The 18,471-nt window shown below is 49.5% G+C and carries 18 protein-coding genes and 1 other annotated feature; of the genes, 12 read left to right on the top strand and 6 right to left on the bottom strand.

Annotation, left to right across the window (positions count from 1 at the left end; translation table 11 throughout):
- Positions 1-55: 55 nt before the first annotated feature.
- The 3 genes from NYE54_RS27135 to NYE54_RS27125 all read right to left on the bottom strand — a co-directional run bounded on the left by NYE54_RS27135 (position 56) and on the right by NYE54_RS27125 (position 2,641).
- Complete coding sequence (locus NYE54_RS27135; protein WP_339267536.1) at positions 56-1,024, bottom strand: type I phosphomannose isomerase catalytic subunit; 969 nt, start codon at positions 1,022-1,024, stop codon at positions 56-58.
- Between the two features lie 73 nt (positions 1,025-1,097).
- Positions 1,098-1,688, bottom strand: coding sequence for a class I SAM-dependent methyltransferase (locus NYE54_RS27130; RefSeq protein ID WP_339267534.1), 591 nt, complete (start codon positions 1,686-1,688; stop codon positions 1,098-1,100).
- Positions 1,688-2,641: a TIGR01212 family radical SAM protein gene (locus NYE54_RS27125; protein ID WP_339267532.1), complete on the bottom strand. Its 954-nt coding sequence runs from the start codon at positions 2,639-2,641 to the stop codon at positions 1,688-1,690. Before NYE54_RS27125 ends, NYE54_RS27130 begins: the two co-directional genes overlap by 1 nt.
- 307 nt (positions 2,642-2,948) lie before the next feature.
- Between NYE54_RS27125 and NYE54_RS27120 the strand changes: the two genes are divergently transcribed.
- Together NYE54_RS27120 and trmB are read left to right on the top strand one after the other, a co-directional pair.
- Complete coding sequence (locus NYE54_RS27120; RefSeq protein ID WP_339267530.1) at positions 2,949-3,131, top strand: hypothetical protein; 183 nt, start codon at positions 2,949-2,951, stop codon at positions 3,129-3,131.
- Between the two features lie 190 nt (positions 3,132-3,321).
- Positions 3,322-4,035 carry a tRNA (guanosine(46)-N7)-methyltransferase TrmB gene (gene trmB / locus NYE54_RS27115; RefSeq protein ID WP_098748582.1) on the top strand — a complete coding sequence of 238 codons (714 nt, stop codon included), beginning with the start codon at positions 3,322-3,324 and terminating at the stop codon, positions 4,033-4,035.
- Positions 4,036-4,152: 117 nt separating this feature from the next.
- Here trmB and NYE54_RS27110 read toward each other — a convergent pair whose 3' ends face one another.
- Complete coding sequence (locus NYE54_RS27110; protein ID WP_339267528.1) at positions 4,153-5,280, bottom strand: glycosyltransferase; 1,128 nt, start codon at positions 5,278-5,280, stop codon at positions 4,153-4,155.
- Between the two features lie 667 nt (positions 5,281-5,947).
- Here NYE54_RS27110 and NYE54_RS27105 point away from each other — a divergent pair.
- The 5 genes from NYE54_RS27105 to NYE54_RS27085 all read left to right on the top strand — a co-directional run bounded on the left by NYE54_RS27105 (position 5,948) and on the right by NYE54_RS27085 (position 9,112).
- Positions 5,948-7,186, top strand: coding sequence for a glycosyltransferase family 2 protein (locus NYE54_RS27105; protein ID WP_076324543.1), 1,239 nt, complete (start codon positions 5,948-5,950; stop codon positions 7,184-7,186).
- A gap of 78 nt (positions 7,187-7,264) precedes the next feature.
- Positions 7,265-7,411 (top strand) — a sequence feature (ribosomal protein L20 leader region).
- A gap of 53 nt (positions 7,412-7,464) precedes the next feature.
- The gene (infC, locus tag NYE54_RS27100) at positions 7,465-7,959 is read left to right on the top strand and encodes a translation initiation factor IF-3 (RefSeq protein WP_114149316.1); all 495 of its coding nucleotides are present in this window, start codon (positions 7,465-7,467) and stop codon (positions 7,957-7,959) included.
- A 26-nt stretch (positions 7,960-7,985) separates the two neighbouring features.
- On the top strand, positions 7,986-8,186 hold the full coding sequence (rpmI, locus tag NYE54_RS27095; protein ID WP_007127239.1) for a 50S ribosomal protein L35: 201 nt from the start codon (positions 7,986-7,988) through the stop codon (positions 8,184-8,186).
- Between the two features lie 30 nt (positions 8,187-8,216).
- Positions 8,217-8,576 (top strand): 50S ribosomal protein L20, encoded by a 360-nt coding sequence (gene rplT / locus NYE54_RS27090; RefSeq protein ID WP_006212255.1) that lies wholly within the window; start codon positions 8,217-8,219, stop codon positions 8,574-8,576.
- 203 nt (positions 8,577-8,779) lie between these two features.
- The gene (locus NYE54_RS27085) at positions 8,780-9,112 is read left to right on the top strand and encodes a hypothetical protein (RefSeq protein WP_339267526.1); all 333 of its coding nucleotides are present in this window, start codon (positions 8,780-8,782) and stop codon (positions 9,110-9,112) included.
- Here NYE54_RS27085 and NYE54_RS27080 read toward each other — a convergent pair whose 3' ends face one another.
- Positions 9,113-9,562, bottom strand: a complete 450-nt coding sequence (locus NYE54_RS27080) for a GNAT family N-acetyltransferase (RefSeq protein ID WP_339267524.1) — start codon at positions 9,560-9,562, stop codon at positions 9,113-9,115.
- A 598-nt stretch (positions 9,563-10,160) separates the two neighbouring features.
- Between NYE54_RS27080 and ilvB the strand changes: the two genes are divergently transcribed.
- The 4 genes from ilvB to NYE54_RS27060 all read left to right on the top strand — a co-directional run bounded on the left by ilvB (position 10,161) and on the right by NYE54_RS27060 (position 15,254).
- Positions 10,161-11,903: a biosynthetic-type acetolactate synthase large subunit gene (ilvB, locus tag NYE54_RS27075; RefSeq protein WP_213643476.1), complete on the top strand. Its 1,743-nt coding sequence runs from the start codon at positions 10,161-10,163 to the stop codon at positions 11,901-11,903.
- A gap of 1 nt (position 11,904) precedes the next feature.
- On the top strand, positions 11,905-12,390 hold the full coding sequence (gene ilvN, locus NYE54_RS27070; RefSeq protein WP_071222673.1) for an acetolactate synthase small subunit: 486 nt from the start codon (positions 11,905-11,907) through the stop codon (positions 12,388-12,390).
- 165 nt (positions 12,391-12,555) lie between these two features.
- The gene (ilvC, locus tag NYE54_RS27065; protein WP_009589347.1) at positions 12,556-13,548 is read left to right on the top strand and encodes a ketol-acid reductoisomerase; all 993 of its coding nucleotides are present in this window, start codon (positions 12,556-12,558) and stop codon (positions 13,546-13,548) included.
- 167 nt (positions 13,549-13,715) lie between these two features.
- Entirely contained in the window at positions 13,716-15,254 is a 1,539-nt protein-coding gene (locus tag NYE54_RS27060) for a 2-isopropylmalate synthase (protein ID WP_076324538.1), read from the top strand.
- A gap of 256 nt (positions 15,255-15,510) precedes the next feature.
- On the opposite strand, the gene NYE54_RS27055 is transcribed toward NYE54_RS27060, so the two are convergent.
- Positions 15,511-16,491 carry an aldo/keto reductase gene (locus tag NYE54_RS27055; protein ID WP_339267522.1) on the bottom strand — a complete coding sequence of 327 codons (981 nt, stop codon included), beginning with the start codon at positions 16,489-16,491 and terminating at the stop codon, positions 15,511-15,513.
- An 820-nt stretch (positions 16,492-17,311) separates the two neighbouring features.
- Here NYE54_RS27055 and leuB point away from each other — a divergent pair.
- Positions 17,312-18,388, top strand: coding sequence for a 3-isopropylmalate dehydrogenase (leuB, locus tag NYE54_RS27050; protein ID WP_076324535.1), 1,077 nt, complete (start codon positions 17,312-17,314; stop codon positions 18,386-18,388).
- Positions 18,389-18,471 lie beyond the last annotated feature (83 nt).

Raw genomic sequence — 18,471 nt, 5'->3', positions numbered from 1 at the left:
CAGGCTTAACACCTCCACAAAAACGAATGGTTTATCTCAATTATTTATACCCTGTTTAAGGAAGATATGAACGAAGAACCGTAGATTGCCCATCCAGTGTATATGCACCCAGGTTAGCTGGGAGCAGGAAGCATTGTCCGGACGTGTAATCAATGGAGCCGTTATCCCAGCTGAGGGTTCCTTGACCATCGCATACCACCACGATAGTGAAGCTTTCCGCGGAAGTAGATAAGGACCAGGCACCGTTAACAACGCCTTTTTCGACTACAAAATAGGGGGATTTGGCAAGCTCAAGCCATTCTCCAGGCGCGGTTCCTTCCGTGCTCATGGTGGTTGCGCCCGATCCTTCATAGGCCGTCACGTTCAAGGAGTCTTCAATATGAAGCTCACGTGGCTTACCGTCAAGGCCTGGTCGATTATAATCGAAAATCCGGTAGGTTGTATCCGAATTTTGCTGAATTTCCGCTACTACAACGCCCGCACACAGCGCATGTACTGTACCGGCAGGTATGTAGAATGTATCTCCGGCTTTTACGGACACTTCTTGCAGTTGGTCCATAACCTTGCCGCTTTCCATAGCTTCTTTCAAAGTTTCGCGGCTAACGCCTTCTTTCAGACCGTATATGATTTTGGCGTCCGGCTTCGCATCCAGCACATACCACATTTCAGTCTTGCCCAGCTCGCCTTTCGGAAGCCCCTCGTAGTCATCGGTTGGATGGACCTGGACCGAGAGGTTGTCATTACAGTCAAGCAGCTTGATCAGCAGAGGGAAACGTCCGTTAACTTCGGAGAATCCTTTGCTGCCAAACCACTCTCGTCCAAATTGCTCACGAACCTGATCCAGGCCGCGGCCGGCAAGTTCACCGTTCACAATACTGGTCGTACCGTTCGGATGGTCGGCGATCATCCAGCCTTCTCCGATATGTCCTTCCGGAATGTCCAAGCCGAATTGCTCCAGGGCACGGCCACCCCACACACGTTCTTTAAATTCGGGTTGGAACAACAATGGATATGGTTTTGTCATTGTAATCATCTACCTTTCATCATGTTTGGAATATTCTATGGATGTAAGTGCGGTACCTCTCCTAGAACTTATATCATATCGGCTTCTTCCGTTCCAGTGCAATGAGATATGGTGCTTCGGATCGCTGAAGACCTCGATATAATATCGTTTGCACTTTGTGCTGGGGCAATTCCGCCGCCCAGGCCTGCACGGCGTCTGCTTCGGCATCGCCGCCCTTGTGGCCTGGATACAGCACGATGGTGATAATGCCGCCGGGGCGAAGCAACTCGATGGCAGCCTCCAGAGCCGTTAGCGTGCTGGCGGTTTCCGTCATGATCCGTTTATCTGATGAATCTGCCGGAAGGTAACCTAGATTGAACATGATCGCACCTATACGGCCATGCTCGCGCTCAGGTACGCATTCTCCCATAAGCGCATGGCTCTGGTGGTGAAGGGCAATCTCTGCAAGGGTGCCTAGCGGTTCCTTATCCAGCCTATCACGAGTCAGCTGCAGTGCTTGTTCCTGAATATCAAAAGCGTACACCTTGCCCTTGGATCCTATGCATTTGGCTAGATACAGCGTATCGGCCCCGGTTCCGGCCGTCGCATCCAGCGTAATGTCTCCAGGCCGCAGCCTTTCGGACACGAGTTTGTGGGCAAAACTCAAAACCGAGAGGAAGCCCATCAGGATCCCCCCCACAATTTACCCTGCCATGTATCCCGGCGCTTGAGTTCGGCGTCAATGCCGTTAAGCACTTCCCATTTTTTGAGACTCCACGTCGGTCCGATCAAGAGATCCCGGGGAGCGTCTCCGGTCAGACGATGAACAATCATATCCGGAGGCAAGAGCTCCAGACTGTCTGCGATAAGGCTGATGTATTCGTCCTGCTCCAGGAACCGCAGCAGCCCAGCCTCATATTGCTTCACCATCGGCGTCTTGTGCATGAGGTGCAGCAGGTGGATCTTGATTCCCTGCACATCCATCTTGGAGACCGCTCGGCCGGTGGCGAGCATCATATCATGGTCCTCTTGCGGAAGGCCGTAAATGATGTGTGTGCAGACACGGATGTTATGCTTGCGCAGCTTTTCGACCGCTTCCAGATAACATTCGGTATCATGGGCTCGGTTGATTAGCTCAGAGGTGGAATCATGGATCGTTTGCAGGCCCATTTCCACCCAGAGATAGGTTCGCTCATTCAGCTCCGCCAAGTATTCCACGACGTCGTCAGGCAGGCAATCAGGGCGAGTAGCGATCGATAAACCGACAACACCTGGCTGCTGCAGAATGACTTCATAGTATTCCCGAAGCTCTTCGACCGGAGCATACGTATTGGTATAGGCTTGGAAATAACCGATGTATTTGGCGCTCGGCCACTTCTGGTGCTGCCGGTCACGGATGGTGTTGAACTGGGTAACAAGATCATCCCGCCGTCGTCCGGCAAAATCACCGGAGCCGCGGGCGCTGCAGAAGGTGCACCCGCCCTTGGCAATCGTGCCGTCGCGGTTCGGGCACGTAAAGCCCGCATCCAGCATAACCTTGAATACTTTTTCCTGGAACTGGCTGCGCATCTCGTAATTCCATGTATGAAATCGTTTGTCGCCCCATAACGTTGGGGCGGGTCTAAGTGATGTACTCATGTGTGCTCCTTTTATAGCCGCATATGATGAATAGAGGCAGGTATAACTGTGCCTCAAAGTATACATGTTTTTACTTGCCTTTTACTAAAGCAGATATATCCATTGTAACAAAAAATAAAGCTTTGCGTTATATACAGGTCTTCAAGCCTAATTAAGATGTTGTCACTTGAATGAATTGCATATAATTGGTATATTTAAAGTAGAAAAATAAAAATATGATTCAAGCCATTTTGGCATGGGTATATATCGGATAGGATTCATATTTGTGTGACGTCATGGATACAATAATACCGTGAGGTGATTACGAATGAATTCATCGACAGTAAAGAATGACAGTAAAGACAAAATCGCTGTGGAGCTTACCCCGAACGAAGCTTTAGCCCTTACCGGCGTGGAGTTTAACTCCAACCAGGATGTGAAGGCTTCGGCACGTCGCAAGATTCGGGCTGCCTTTGAGAAGACGTTTGATTTTACAACGGAAGAAAGGTAGATTATTCACAGTTTAACTATCGCGGAACCCCAATTCCAAATATAAGAAAGAGGAACCTAAAGCCTTTGCGTTAAGCAAAGCATAGGTTCCTTTTTCTATGGGGCTCTTTACTTTTGGGATTAACTTCGTCACAATAAATGCAGTATGGGGATATCATTCTAATTTACTTGGAAATTTTCGGAGGTATGACATGCGTTTACGCGGAAGAAAAGGTATACGGGAAAATCTGGAGCAGCAGGAAGACCTGGTCGTTTTGGACCCCGGTCAATATAGAGGGAAATGGGCTTCATTATTTGGCAATGACCTTCCGATCCATGTTGAATTCGGCATGGGCAAAGGTCAATTCATAAGCCAGATGAGTTACAAGCATCAGAATGTGAATTTTATCGGAGTGGATATGTACGACGAGCTGATTCGCCGCGCTAGCGAGAAGGGACGCAATGCTTGGGCTCAGGACGGCATCGATACGCCGCCGAATCTGAAGCTGGCGCTGTTTAATATCGAGAACGTCGAGCAGGTCTTTGAACCCGGCGAGATCGAACGTTTATATTTGAACTTCAGCGATCCGTGGCCAAAATCCAAGCATGCCCGCCGTCGGTTGACGCATCCGCGTTTTCTGGACAAGTATTCCCAAATCCTGAACGAGCGCGGGGAAATTCATTTCAAGACCGATTCGGTCACGCTGTTTGAGTTCTCCCTGAATGCATTTGCCGATTATGGCTTGCAAATGACGAATATTTCGCTGGATCTGCATCGCGACGGGCTGAACGAAGAGCACGTCATGACAGAATACGAGACGAAATTCGTTGGTCAAGGTATGCAGATTCATCGCTGCGAGGCCATTGTCGGGAAGGAAGCACTTGCTTCCTACCAAAAGAATCGCCTTGAAAAATACGGTAAATAATACCTTTACGTAGAGTCTTTCCTATGATAGCGTTTGCAACTATTATAATAGTAGGAAATCTATCAATTGCGATGGCATATTTACAGAAAAAGGCGTAAAAAAAGGTGTGCTCCCTCTTTAGGAGTACACCTTTTCGTTTTCCAGCATATCGATGATGCTGCGTGCGCTTTGCATAGGATGGAATCGTTCGATGTCTCGCAAATTTTGCGCCCGTTGCTGTTGGATTACGTCATATTGATGAAGCAGTTTGTTCATCCAATTGCCAATAACCTCCAGCGAGTGGATAGGCTCACCCAATCCCTGGGCCGTAAAGTACTGGCAGTTCTCTTCTTCCTGTCCTGGAAGAGGTTGATGGAACAGCATCGGGATTCCTTTGGCCAGGCCTTCGGTGCATGTCATGCCGCCAGGCTTCGTAACGAGCAGATCCGACACCTCCATGAGCTTGTCGATCTCGCGCGTAAAGCCCAAAATCCGGATGTTCGGATGCTGGAACCGAGGGTTGTTCTCCAGCTCCTCGCGTCCCTTGTCGTTATTGCCGAGGCAAAATATAATCTGGACTTCTCCGCGCCATCGGGTCAGGAATTCATGCACAATTTCGTCATTCATGATGCCCCAGCCTCCGCCCATCACAAGCACGGTGGGCATATCGGACAGATTAAACCGTTCTCTGATTTCCTTCTTGCTCGGATGCGTCCAGAAGTCGGGATGGATTGGAATGCCGGTGACCTGAATTTTGGCTTGGGACACCCCGCGATTGAGCAGCTTTCGCTTCACTTCCGGCGTGGACACGAAATATCGGTCGACTTCGGGACTAATCCATGTATCGTGAGCATCATAATCGGTTATAACGGTACACAGAGGCACATCAATGCCCAGCCGCTTCAAACGCGAGATAACCGCACTTGGTATGAAGTGGGTACACACAATGATGTCGGGTTTGAGCTGTCTGACCACATTTTTGGTGCTTGTATAGAACATTCGGTGAAGTGCTAAAGCCGTAAAGCGGTTAAAGGACTTTTGATGGCGATACATGTACCCGACCAATCTCGGGCGAGTTGTGATCGTCTTTCTGTAGGCCGAAATGATCAGTGGAGCGATTTTAGGGTTCAAGAAGCTCCCGAGCTCGAGAACTTTGGTCTGTACGCTAGGCGATAACTGGCGCAGGCTGCTGGAGAGTGCATGAGCGGCCTGTGTATGGCCTGCACCGAACCCTTCAGATAACAGCAAGACTCTTTTTTTAGCCACTACTTTTCACCCGTTCTGCAGCGTTATTCTTTAACTTTAACATATCGACTTTGGGAAAAGAAATCAACCATTCCCCACTTGCGTTTAGGGGACTTTGGTCCTGGAAACGCAAGCTTTATTCGGCAAGATTCTCGCTGGCGCCTTGCTACTTAAGGAGTTAGTCAGCGACGCGCATTTTGTAGAAAATCAGGGTCCGTGGTCTTTTGACTTGAGTAGGAGATGCCGCTACAATGATTCAAACGGACATCAAAAAGTTTATTAGAGAAAGAGCATGAAAAAAAACGAAAACTTTTTGGGTGTTTGTTGCGTTTATTTATTGGCGGACAAGTCGAAAAAGAAAAAATGGGCAGCCAAGAGAAATAAAAAGCAAGGAAACGGATGAAAATAAGAACTAAAGCCGTTTGAAACGAAGCTTGCTGGCAAACTGGATTGCAAGCTGAGCTCTTTTACGAAGTTTTTCCGTGAATTAGAGCATTCCACGGTTTTGACAAAAGATTCAAAAGTGTGGAAAATCGTGTATGACGTGCGAAGTTGCCCCGCGGCACCGAGGCTACAAGAAGGACAGACACAAGTCACAGGGTCATAGCAACAACAAAAAAAGCGAAAAACTTAGAGAGAAAAAAATAACAAACATTCTCGGGTTATAAAAAGGGGGTAACGGAGAATCATGACAGACGCCATCTTTATCGCGCTCCAACTATTCTTGGCCGCGGTGGGTGTGTACCAGTTCGTATTCTCTTTGTTTGGTCTGGTCAAAAGAAAAAAGAAACAACATTTTAAACCCAATAAATCATTTGCAGTGTTAGTTGCTGCGCACAACGAAGAACAGGTTGTCGGTGCATTAATGGAGAACCTGAAACAGCTTGATTATCCGAAACATCTGTACGATGTATTTGTCATTTGCGACAATTGTACAGATCGTACAGCAGAGATCGTCCGTGCCCACGGGATGAACGCCTGCGTACGTACGAATCAGAATCTTCGAGGCAAGGGTTATGCCATCGAATGGATGCTGAAAGAGCTCTGGGCAATGCCGCGCCAGTATGATGCGGTCGTCATGTTTGACGCGGATAATCTGGCAGATCCGAATTTCCTGAACGAAATGAACAATGATCTTTGCTCTGGAGCAAGAGTTATCCAGGGATATATCGATACCAAGAACCCTGAGGATTCCTGGATCACTGCCTCTTATGGGGTGTCTTACTGGTATATCAACCGCTTGTGGCAGCTTTCCCGCAGCAATCTGAACATGGCGAACTTTCTCGGCGGTACGGGAATGTGCTTTGAGACCAATCTCCTGAAGGAGATCGGCTGGGGCGCAACCAGTCTGGTCGAGGATTTAGAGTTCACTATGCGCAGCGTTATGCGCGGTGTGTATCCGAAGTTCAACTATGACGCTAAGGTATTTGACGAAAAGCCGCTTACGTTTAAGGCTTCGGCCAGACAACGTCTGCGCTGGATGCAGGGTCACTTTACGGTTGCCCGCCGTTATTTCTTCCCGCTGCTGTGGCGTGCCATTAAAGAACGCAGCCTCGTGAAGCTGGACTTGGCATTGTACGGGGTCAATGTTTACATTGTGCTGCTGACTTTCTTGTTGACAGCCATCATCTGGGTTGACACCTCATTCTTCGATGGTCCGAATATCGCGAATCTGTACGGTTACTTACCGCTGTGGCTGAGCTTTACGGCGATCGCGGCGAATGTGTTCACGTTCATGATTGCGATGATTCTGGAGAAGGTGAAGTACAAGAAAGTATATCTGTATCTGGTGCTGTTCCCGATTTACCTGCTGTCGTGGTATCCTATCACGGTATATGCGTTCTTCACGCAGAACAACAAGCAGTGGAGCCATACGGAGCATACCCGTGTTGTGCGCCTTGAAGAAGTTCAAAGCAAACAAGGCTAATCCAATTTTTATTCCATATGTGTTGACAGAAGATAGGATGACCTGTTATACTATCCTAGTCTGTTAAACAGAATATCTGATTGCAAGCAGAAGCGCCGCTTCTCACCTGACCGACATGTGTTGGCTGGTTTGATCACGAAATCAATGAATGGATTCAACTTCATTTGTGAGATGAGTATCAAATAGGGATGTCGGTGATTAACCCGTCATCCCTTTATTTTTTTTGCAAACAGGAACAACAAGTAATTTGGAGGTGGAGGACTATCAGTAAGGAACATATGATCAATGACGAGATTCGGGCCAAGGAAGTACGTTTGGTTGGTGCCGAAGGTGAACAAATCGGGATCAAGCCGATTCGTGAAGCACTGCAAATGGCAATTGATCTCAATCTGGATCTGGTGAACGTGGCCCCTCAGGCGAAACCGCCGGTATGCCGCATCATGGACTACGGTAAATTCCGCTATGAGCAGCAGAAGAAAGAGAAGGAAGCACGTAAGAACCAGAAAATTGTGGATATCAAAGAAGTATGGTTCCGAGCCAACATTGAGGAGCATGATTATCAAACCAAGCTTCGCAATGTCGTTAAGTTTTTGAAAGACGGCGATAAAGTGAAATGCTCTGTGCGTTTCCGTGGTCGTGAAATCACCCATGCTAGCATTGGTCAGAAGATTTTGGAGCGCGTGAAGGTGGAAGTGGCGGATCTCTGCGTCATTGAACGTCAACCGAAATTGGAAGGCCGCAGCATGATTATGATTTTGGCTCCAAAAGCCTAAGAGAAATTAGAGGAGGAAGTACTACAATGCCTAAAATGAAAACACACAGCAGCCTGAAAGGCCGCTTCAAAATTACTGGTACTGGTAAAGTTAAACGTTATAAAGCTTACAAAAACCACTTGCTTTCCCACAAATCCAAGCGTGCGAAGCGCGTATTGTCCAATAGCCCAGTTATGGCGCCTGGAGATGTTAAACGTTTGAAGCAAGGTCTGGCTAACTTGAAATAGTAAACAACAATTATTGGGAGGTCTTTTGATATGGCACGAGTTAAAGGCGGATTTGTCGTTCGTCGTCGACATAAAAAAGTATTGAAGCTTGCGAAAGGTTATTTCGGTTCCAAACACCGCATTTTTAAAACAGCTAACGAGCAGGTTATGAAATCCCTCGTTTATGCATACCGGGATCGTCGCAATACGAAACGTAATTTCCGTAAATTGTGGATCGTTCGTATCAACGCGGCTGCTCGTCAAAATGGTCTGTCTTACAGCAAATTGATGCATGGTCTGAAGCTTGCTGGCGTGGACATTAACCGTAAAATGCTGGCTGATTTGGCTGTTAATGATCTGAACGCGTTCAATTCTTTGGCTACTGTAGCTAAAGAAAAAGTGAACGCTTAATTATACGTGTATGAAGAAACCGCCGTAATAGTACGGCGGTTTTTTTATTTTGTGCTCCTGTCCGTCATACATAGGAATCGCAAGCTCTGTGCTCCGCATCGTGGAGCGGTTCACCCATCTTTAGTCGTAGTGAGGGCCATGAAACAAGCAAGGGAACCCCTTCCGGAATAGAATGACTTGTATATTACCTGAGGAGGGATCTTATGCACAAACCTGTCAGTAAGGCAAAGGTGAAATCATATGTGGGCAAACAGATCGTAGCGTATAAGAAAGACGGGACTATGGTGACAGGCAAGCTGGTACGTGTATCCGGCAACCGGCTTTTTATGGAACAGGCAACTAAGGGTAAAAAGTTGAAAATCAAGGCGATTGTTCCGCTTGCATTGTTTGATCTGCTTGCGATAGGTACAGCTCCATTTGGGTTTGGTGGTTTTGGTCCAGGATTTGGTCCAGGCTTCGGTCCAGGCTTCGGTCCAGGGTTTGGTGGTTTTGGCCCGGGCTTCGGACCAGGCTTCGGACCGGGCTTCTTCTGGTAATTAGAGGAACCAAATCTTTTCCAGCTCATAACATCGACTGGGTTCGATGATTCTGGTTACCGTGTAGCCAAGCTTTCGGTAAAAGTTTAGGCCGGTATGGTTGCCAATGTCCACCATGACCTTGGCACGTTTGCATCCGCGGGATACAGCGAAACGTTCGGCATGTTCCATCAATCGGACACCCCACCGTTTTCGCTGTGCTGTGGATGCGACGGCCAGCATATCGATATACAGCAGTTCGCCGTGCATCATAAAGTGGACAAAGGCAATGATTTTATCGTTATCCTGAGGCGAAGCAACAAGGGTCACGCCGCGTCGTAATCGAGAGGGAATATCCTTACGGATGAAGTCCAGCTCTTTTTTTGTCATATGGGAAAGCGGGACGAGTTGGGACTCAATGAGTTGTAGAATCATCGGATCATCCTGCCCCGGTTTTCGATAGCGGATCATCGTGTTGTTTCCTCCCTTCACCGCGATTAAGGATAGCTCCATTTATCATATGTAGCAGGGTTTAAGAGCGTGTTTTGCATTAAGGAAACGAAGGGATTGCTCCAGTTGTGAATGAAAACCTTTCATCGGAAGTAAAATAAATGTGTTGACTTCTGGAATGAATGAATCATATAATGTTTCTAAACATTTTAACGAATATATCCAATCGGCAATGATGAGGACGAAGTTTAAAGGGCTCTTTTGCTCAGAGAGTGGATGGATCAGCTGAAACCACCACCAAAACCCCTTTTATACGAGCTCACCTCGGAGCTGTTTCCCTGAAAGATGCTACGCTATGACTTTATCGCATTAAGTCGTAACAGCGTTTATTAGGGGGAATCGTCTTAGTCCACGTTACGGACTGCAGATATTGAAGAGCTGTGTTCATTATGTTCTTCATACCTGCTGAGGCTTTACACTGCGAAGTGTAGGGCAAACATGGGTGGTACCACGGAAGCTAAACCTTTCGTCCCTCACACGGAGATACTCCGGGTGTGGCGACGGAAGGTTTTTTTGTTGCTTGAATGAAGAGTGCCAATATTTGAGAGGAGGATGACTGATGAGCGCGCAAACTCCAGAAGTGCGGTCTACAGAACAATTACGAGAGAAATGGTTGAAGCCTGAAGTGATTACCGGATCGGAAATCTTGCTTCGGAGTCTTCTGCTCGAAGGTGTCGAATGCGTCTTCGGGTATCCGGGCGGAGCGGTCCTGTACATCTACGATGCCATGTATGGTTTTGAGGACTTTAATCACGTCTTGACCCGTCACGAACAAGGCGCCATTCATGCGGCTGACGGTTACGCTCGCGCAAGCGGCAAAGTCGGTGTGTGCATAGCGACTTCAGGACCGGGGGCAACGAACCTTGTGACCGGTATCGCAACAGCTTATATGGATTCCGTTCCGCTCGTTGTTATAACCGGTAACGTTGCAACAACCCTGATCGGTACGGACGCTTTCCAGGAAGCGGACATTACGGGCATCACGATGCCGATTACGAAACACAGCTATCTGGTAAGAGATGTAAAGGATCTGCCAAGGGTGATTCACGAAGCCTTCCATATCGCTTCAACCGGCCGCAAAGGTCCGGTGCTGATCGATATTCCGAAGGATGTATCCGCGGCAACGACGCTGTTCCAGCCGGAAGAACGAATTCAACTGAGAGGATATAATCCTCGGACGGTACCAAACAAACTTCAGTTGGATAAGCTGGCCCGCGCGATTGAGGAAGCTGAGCGTCCGATGATCATTGCTGGCGGCGGGGTGATTTACTCCGGAGCTCATGAAGGGCTGTACGAATTCGTGAACAAATCGGGGATTCCGATCACGACAACGCTCCTCGGTCTGGGTGCTTTCCCAAGCGGTCATGACTTGTGGACAGGAATGCCGGGTATGCACGGAACCTACACATCGAACCATGGTATTCAGCAGTCGGACCTGCTGATCAACATCGGGGCAAGATTCGATGACAGGGTTACAGGTAAGCTCGACGGATTCGCGCCACATGCGAAGATTGTTCATATCGACATCGATCCGGCTGAGATCGGCAAGAACGTCCCAACCGATATCCCGATTGTCGGAGACGTGAAGACCGTGTTTGAGATGCTGAATCCGCTCGTTCCATACGCAGCGAAAGCAGATGCTTGGAGAGATCAGATTAGAAAATGGAAAGCTGAATACCCATACCGTTACGTCGATTCGGATACGGTGCTGAAGCCGCAATGGGTTATCGAAATGCTGAACGACACCACGAAGGGTGAAGCGATTGTAACGACTGACGTTGGTCAGCACCAAATGTGGTCCGCTCAGTATTACAAGTTCAACCAGCCGCGTTCCTGGATCACCTCCGGCGGTCTCGGGACGATGGGATTCGGATTCCCGTCCGCGATTGGTGCCCAGATGGCGCATCCAGATCGCCTGGTCATTTCGATCAACGGGGATGGCGGCATGCAGATGTGTTCGCAAGAACTTGCCATCTGTGCCATCAACAACATTCCGGTAAAAATCGTTGTTATCAACAACCAGGTGCTCGGCATGGTTCGTCAATGGCAGGAGCTGATTTACGATAACCGTTACAGCCACATCGATCTGGCAGGCAGCCCTGATTTCGTCAAGCTGGCTGAAGCCTACGGTGTCAAAGGACTTCGTGCCACCACGAAAGAAGAAGCACAGCGTGCTTGGGCCGAAGCGATGGAAACACCGGGACCCGTCCTCGTTGAATTCGTTGTAGAGAAAGGCGAGAACGTGTATCCGATGGTGACGCAAGGGTCGACAATCGATCAAATGCTGATGGGGGATGCGTAAGATGAGTACAAAACATACCATTGCTGTACTAGTGAACGACCAGCCGGGTGTCCTGCAGCGCGTATCGGGGTTATTCGGACGCAGGGGCTTTAACATCGAGAGTATTACCGTGGGACAGTCGGAGGAATCCGGTTTGTCCCGGATGGTTATCGTAACCACCGGTGATGAAACAACGCTGGAACAGGTGGAGAAGCAGCTTTACAAGCTGATCGATGTCATTAAAGTTATCAACCTGAGCTCGAAACCGATGGTAGCCCGAGAGCTCGCCCTGATTAAAGTAAAAGCCGAGCCATCGGCCAGACCGGAAATTATGGGCGTTGTCGAGACTTTCCGTGCATCCGTCGTGGATATCGGGACAGCAAACCTGATGGTTCAGGTTGTTGGCGATACCGTCAAAATCGATGCCATGATCGAGCTGCTTAAGCCGTATGGCATCCAGGAGCTTTCCCGTACCGGGGTTACCGCGATGATTCGCGGTAATGCGTAATGATTTTACGTTTTTCTTTTATCCGGATGACAAAGTTATTGCAATATAAGCGTTAGACACCTGCATGACATGAGCGGGTGTCTCAGCAGATCGGAAAGGGGATCGGTCTATTGAGATACCCGCTCATCATGAAGGGTCTTTAAAATCAAAGGAGGACTTATACAAATGGCAATTACTACTTATTATGAACAAGATGCAGAACTCAGCGTGTTGAAAGACAAAACGATCGCGGTTATCGGTTATGGAAGCCAAGGTCATGCCCAAGCGCAAAACCTGCGCGACAGCGGACTTCAGGTTGTCATTGGCCTTCGTGAAGGCAAGTCGTTCGACAAAGCGAAAAACGATGGTTTCGAAGTACTTCCTGTAGCCGAAGCTGTTAGCCGTGCAGATGTAGTACAAATCCTGATGCCGGACGAAACGCAAGCAGCGGTGTACAAGAACGATATCGAGCCAAACCTAAAAAAAGGCGCGGCACTGATGTTCTCCCACGGTTTCAACGTTCATTTTGGTCAAATCGTAGCTCCTAAAGACAACGACGTCCTTCTGGTTGCACCTAAATCCCCGGGCCACATGGTTCGTCGTACGTATGTTGAAGGCTTTGGCGTACCTGGATTGATCGCAATCGAGAAAGATGCAACTGGACAAGCTAAGGCGATCGGTCTTGCTTATGCCAAAGGTATTGGTTGTACTCGTGCAGGCGTTATCGAAACTTCCTTCCGCGAAGAAACCGAAACAGACTTGTTTGGTGAGCAAGCGGTATTGTGCGGCGGTGTATCCGCATTGGTTAAAGCCGGTTTCGAAACGTTGACTGAAGCTGGATACGCGCCGGAAATGGCATACTTCGAGTGTCTGCATGAACTGAAACTGATCGTAGACATGATCTATGAGGGTGGTCTTGCAAGCATGCGCGACTCCATCAGCAACACGGCGGAGTACGGCGATTATGTAACAGGCCCGCGTGTGGTGACCGAAGATACGAAGAAGGCAATGAAAGAAGTCCTTTCCGATATTCAACAAGGTAAATTCGCTCGCGACTTTATCCTTGAGAACCAATCGGGACGCGCGTTCCTGACCGCTACCCGCCGCAACGAGTCCGAGCATCCGATTGAAGTGGTTGGTGCCGAGCTTCGTGAAATGATGCATTGGATCAAGAAATAAGAATATATAGAATTCATAAGGAATTCTTCCGGGTATAGAGCAGTCAAGCATGAGATGGATGATGCTGCTGCACGGGACCCGTTAGATTAAGCAGCCGGCGGCAGGGGATTAAGTCAACCTGCCGCCGGATGTTTACGTCAAGCGATAAACTTCAAGGAGGTGCCGACATGCGAAAGATTTATGTCTTTGATACAACGCTGAGAGATGGAGAACAATCTCCTGGCGTGAATTTGAACACTCGGGAAAAGGTGGAAATTGCCCTTCAACTCGAAAAGTTGAAAATCGACCGCATGGAAGCAGGGTTTCCAGCGGCGTCACCCGGTGACCTTGCTGCTGTGAACGCAGTGGCACGCGCGGTTAAGGACGTCACGGTCATTGGATTGTCACGCTCCAGAGAGAGTGACATCGATGCGGTTCGCGAAGCGCTTCAGGGAGCACAGGATCCATGCATTCATGTGTTTCTGGCCACATCCCCGATTCACCGCAAGTTTAAGCTGCGGATGGAGAAGCAGCAGGTGCTGGAAACGGCGCAGGCCTCGATCCGTTATGCAAAGAAATACTTTTCCAAAGTGGAGTTTTCCCTGGAGGATGCCGGCCGGACGGAGCTGGATTTCATGGCAGAGGTTGTCGGCATGGCTGTGCGTGAAGGAGCCAATGTCGTGAACATTCCGGATACCGTGGGTTATTTGAATCCTTCGGAGTATGGGGCCATCTTCAAATACTTGAAGGAAAATGTTCCGGACATCGAGAAGGTGCAGCTGAGCGCGCATTGCCATAACGATCTGGGCATGGCGACGGCGAACACCCTTGCCGCCATTCTGAACGGGGCCGATCAGATCGAAGGAACGATCAACGGAATCGGTGAACGTGCAGGTAACACCGCGATTGAGGAAATTGCGATGGCGCTGGAGACGCGTTCCGAGTTTTTCGGAGCGAAGACGGGGCTGGTACTGACGGAAATCGCCCGCACGAGCCGCCTTGTGAGCAAGCTGACCGGTATGGTTGTACCGGGCAACAAAGCGATTGTCGGCGCGAACGCATTCGCTCATGAATCGGGCATTCATCAGGACGGCATGCTGAAAGAGAAGACGACCTACGAAATTATGACGCCGGAGTCCATCGGGCTCAAAGAAAGCAAGCTGGTGTTAGGCAAACACTCCGGCCGCCATGCTTTCCGGGAGAAGCTGCTGGATCTGGGTTATGAGCTGAGCGAAGAACAGGTGAATGATGCATTCGCCAAATTCAAAGTGCTGGCCGACAAGAAGAAGGAAGTATCCGATGAGGATCTGCTGGCTCTGCTGGAAGAGAAACTGATCGATACGCCGGAAGTGTTCAAGCTGGAAACAATCTTTGTTGCTTACGGCAATGAATCTACGCCGACGGCGCGGGTTCGTATTGCGACTGCGGAGCAGACGATTGAGGGAGAGGCCGAAGGCAACGGTTCCGTGGACGCGATCTATAACGCGATCGACAAGGTGACCGGAGAAGAGGTTACGCTTGCGGATTATTCCATCAAGTCGGTTACGCATGGCAAGGATGCTCAAGGCGAGGTGCATGTGGTGCTGTCGCAGAACGACGTGGCAGCACAAGGCCGCGGCTTGAGCACGGACATTTTGGAGGCGAGTGCACGAGCTTACGTGGATGCCGTTAACGTCCTGATCGAGAAACGCAAAACGTTCAGCCAGCGCGAGCGCGCTACGCTGTAATCCATACTTGGCGTGATGGGAGCTCTGATCGCAGTGTGAGCGCTAAAGGAGCTTACCATGAAAAAGAGGGGCCGCTGTTAAAGCGGCTCCTCTTTTAATTGTTTTATTAAACTGTTGGCTAGACGTGTAATGCTGGTATCAAGACACTTGCACCGAGCTCTTAACGCCTCATTGCAGTGCGCCGATACCGGCTTGATGCAGCTGATCAACGAGATAAGACAGCATTTCATTTGGGCATCGAAGCGGAATCCGAATCTTACCAGGCGTAGGCCTGCGGAGCCGCGCCGCCCGGACCCGGGAAGATTTCATCCAGACGCTTCATCACGGCTTCATCGAGTTCAATCTCAAGCGAGCGCAGGGAGCTTTCGAATTGCTCCAGCGTGCGCGGTCCGATAATCGGTCCCGTAACCGCCGGGTTCTTAAGTACCCAGGCAAGGGCGACATTGTCCTGCGGTTCGCCCAGCTCCTGGCAGAGTGCCGCGAACTGTTCCAGCTGCGTGCGATGCTTCTCCACGCGTTCCGCATTGCCTCCGCTGCGTGTGCCTTCTATTTTCTTAAGCGCATTGCGTCCCAGCAGTCCCCCGTCCAGCGGGCTCCATGGAATAACGCCGAGTCCGAGCTGCTGCGAAGCTGGAAGCACTTCTAGCTCCGGCAATCGACAAGTCAGGCTGTATTTATGCTGCTCGGAAACGAGGCCCAGGAAGTGACGGCTTTGGGCCGCGGCTTGCGCAACCGCAATCTGCCAGCCCGCGAAGTTGCTGGATCCGACATATCCGATTTTTCCTTGATGAACCGCAACCTCAAAAGCTCCCCACAGCTCGTCCCATGAAACGGAAGGATCCACGTGATGCATTTGGTACAGCTCGATATGATCCGTTTGCAGACGCTTGAGCGATGCTTCGAGATGACGACGAAGTTTATAGCTTGATAGTCCGGCTTCATTGTTGGGGCCATCCAGAGGATCACTCATGGAGCCGTAGAATTTGGTTGCCAAAACGACTTTCTCGCGGCGCCCCCCGCCTTGATTAAACCAGCGTCCGATAATGGTTTCAGTCAGCCCGGAGTTCTCGCCCCAGCCGTAGACATTGGCCGTATCGAAGAAGTTGACGCCGGCGTCAAGCGCTGCATCCATGATGCGGAAGGCTTCCTTTTCATCCGTGGCAGGACCGAAATTCATCGTCCCCAGACATAAACGACTTACTTTCATACCGGATTTACCTAGAGCAGTGTACTGCATAATCAATGATCACTCCTTGGTCGTTTAGGGTATAAGACAAATTCACCCCTATTGTAGCGTATTGGCAGAAAAATGTAACTAATGACGTGGGAGAACTTAATTTTAAAGAAGCAAGAAGCAGAAACAAGCAGCAAATCAAGCAGCAGGAGCATGGAACAGGATCAAGTAGCGGGAGAAGACTCAAGTAGCAGGAGCAAAAATAAAGCAGCAAGAAGAAAGAAGCAGAGACAAGCAGCAGGAGCATGGAACAGGACCAAGTAGCGGGAGCAAGACACAAGTAGCAGACAAGCAGAAAAAAGAAAGTCTAGGAGTCAAAGAGCTCCCAACAAGATGTTACCTTGAAGAGCCGCCCCATGCTTTATGCATAGGGCGGCTCTTCAAATTCCCACAACCCTTGTGGTCAGGGAGATTCGCTCTTCTCCATTGAACCTGCTAATCCGTTCGGCTTCAAAGCAGCGGAGAGGACGAATCGATTCCGGAAAAGCGAAGCGGTCGCCTTTGGAGCCGAATTTCAACCCCTAAAATACAATCCAGAAATTCGGCGACAACAGCGATTGGAGGAACGATACGTACTTGGAGCCTCCCACATTAAGTCCTTCGAAGTTTTGCATTAAGTCCTTCGAAGCTTTGCATTAAGTCTTTGAGCTTCACATTAAGTCTTCGAAGCCGTTTTCTCCCTGACCACATTCCCCCTACTTATAGGCAAAACGAATTAAGTTCATAGTTTCTATATCTTGGTCAATCGAGGGGAAAGTATGTTACAACAGTAACTAGATGATTAAATACGACCAGTGTATATATAAATAAGGAGTGACGAAGAATGGCAGAAACGAAAAAAATCGCGGTAATTGCCGGAGACGGCATCGGCCCTGAAGTAGTGGCGGAAGCGGAGAAGATCATTAAACGTACTGAAGAGGTGTTCGGATATTCATTTACAACGGAACATGCGCTGTTTGGCGGCATTGCCATTGATGAGAAAGGGACGCCGCTGCCAGAAGAAACGCTGAATGTATGTAAAAGTGCTGATGCTGTATTGCTGGGTGCGGTGGGCGGACCGAAATGGGACAACAATTCGAAGGAGCTTCGTCCGGAAACCGGATTGCTTGGCATCCGTAAAGAGCTTGGCTTGTTCTCCAACCTGCGTCCGGCTGTCATTTTCGATTGCTTGAAAGATGCGTCCACATTGAAGCCTGAAGTTCTCGAAGGTACCGACTTGATGGTCGTTCGTGAGCTGACAGGAGGCATATACTTCGGCGAGAAGTTCAGACGCGAAGGTGCTGGTGGGGAAGAAGCGGTAGATACCTGTGTATACAACACGGCGGAGGTAGAGCGCATCGTTCATCAAGCCTTCGAGATTGCACAGAAGCGCCGGAAGAAGCTGGCTTCTGTCGATAAAGCGAACGTGCTGGAAACGTCCCGCTTGTGGCGCGAAACGGTAAACCGCATCGCTCCTGAATATCCGGATGTGGAGCTGGAGCATGTGCTGGTAGACAATTGCGCGATGCAGCTGCTGCGTCGTCCGTCCAGCTTTGACGTGATCGTAACCGAGAACATGTTCGGCGATATTCTAAGCGATGAAGCAGCGATGCTGACAGGTTCCATCGGCATGCTGGCATCCGCATCCATGGGTGAAGGAGCTTTCGGTCTGTACGAGCCGGTACACGGTTCGGCACCGGACATTGCCGGTCAAGGCTTGGCAAACCCAATTGCAACGATTCTTTCCGTCGCGCTGATGTACCGCCTCACGTTCGGCTACGAGGATGCGGCAGACGCAATTGAACGTGCTGTTGCCGAGGTGCTTGATGCCGGACATCGGACAGCTGACATTGCGGTGGATAAGAGCAAGGCGCTCAGCACGACAGAAATGGGCGATTTGATCGCCGCGGCTATCCGTTAATAGAAGAAGCATTCGTTCAAAGAAACTCCTTATTTATAATAATTATAATAAAGTAACCTTTACAATCTTGACTTTGATTAGCC

Origin of the sequence: Paenibacillus sp. FSL K6-1330 (assembly GCF_037976825.1) — a bacterium.
GTDB lineage: Bacteria > Bacillota > Bacilli > Paenibacillales > Paenibacillaceae > Paenibacillus_AQ.
Note: the sequence above shows the minus strand (reverse complement) of the source record. Positions and strands in the feature narration are given on the sequence as shown.

Coding starts and splice junctions, on each gene's coding strand:
- NYE54_RS27135 (WP_339267536.1), bottom strand. CDS start 1,024: ATGACAAAACCATATCCATTGTTGTTCCAACCCGAATTTAAAGAACGT.
- NYE54_RS27125 (WP_339267532.1), bottom strand. CDS start 2,641: ATGAGTACATCACTTAGACCCGCCCCAACGTTATGGGGCGACAAACGA.
- trmB (WP_098748582.1), top strand. CDS start 3,322: ATGCGTTTACGCGGAAGAAAAGGTATACGGGAAAATCTGGAGCAGCAG.
- rplT (WP_006212255.1), top strand. CDS start 8,217: ATGGCACGAGTTAAAGGCGGATTTGTCGTTCGTCGTCGACATAAAAAA.
- NYE54_RS27105 (WP_076324543.1), top strand. CDS start 5,948: ATGACAGACGCCATCTTTATCGCGCTCCAACTATTCTTGGCCGCGGTG.
- NYE54_RS27130 (WP_339267534.1), bottom strand. CDS start 1,688: ATGGGCTTCCTCTCGGTTTTGAGTTTTGCCCACAAACTCGTGTCCGAA.
- infC (WP_114149316.1), top strand. CDS start 7,465: ATGATCAATGACGAGATTCGGGCCAAGGAAGTACGTTTGGTTGGTGCC.
- NYE54_RS27080 (WP_339267524.1), bottom strand. CDS start 9,562: ATGATCCGCTATCGAAAACCGGGGCAGGATGATCCGATGATTCTACAA.
- rpmI (WP_007127239.1), top strand. CDS start 7,986: ATGCCTAAAATGAAAACACACAGCAGCCTGAAAGGCCGCTTCAAAATT.
- NYE54_RS27060 (WP_076324538.1), top strand. CDS start 13,716: ATGCGAAAGATTTATGTCTTTGATACAACGCTGAGAGATGGAGAACAA.
- ilvN (WP_071222673.1), top strand. CDS start 11,905: ATGAGTACAAAACATACCATTGCTGTACTAGTGAACGACCAGCCGGGT.
- ilvB (WP_213643476.1), top strand. CDS start 10,161: ATGAGCGCGCAAACTCCAGAAGTGCGGTCTACAGAACAATTACGAGAG.
- leuB (WP_076324535.1), top strand. CDS start 17,312: ATGGCAGAAACGAAAAAAATCGCGGTAATTGCCGGAGACGGCATCGGC.
- NYE54_RS27120 (WP_339267530.1), top strand. CDS start 2,949: ATGAATTCATCGACAGTAAAGAATGACAGTAAAGACAAAATCGCTGTG.
- NYE54_RS27085 (WP_339267526.1), top strand. CDS start 8,780: ATGCACAAACCTGTCAGTAAGGCAAAGGTGAAATCATATGTGGGCAAA.
- ilvC (WP_009589347.1), top strand. CDS start 12,556: ATGGCAATTACTACTTATTATGAACAAGATGCAGAACTCAGCGTGTTG.
- NYE54_RS27055 (WP_339267522.1), bottom strand. CDS start 16,491: ATGCAGTACACTGCTCTAGGTAAATCCGGTATGAAAGTAAGTCGTTTA.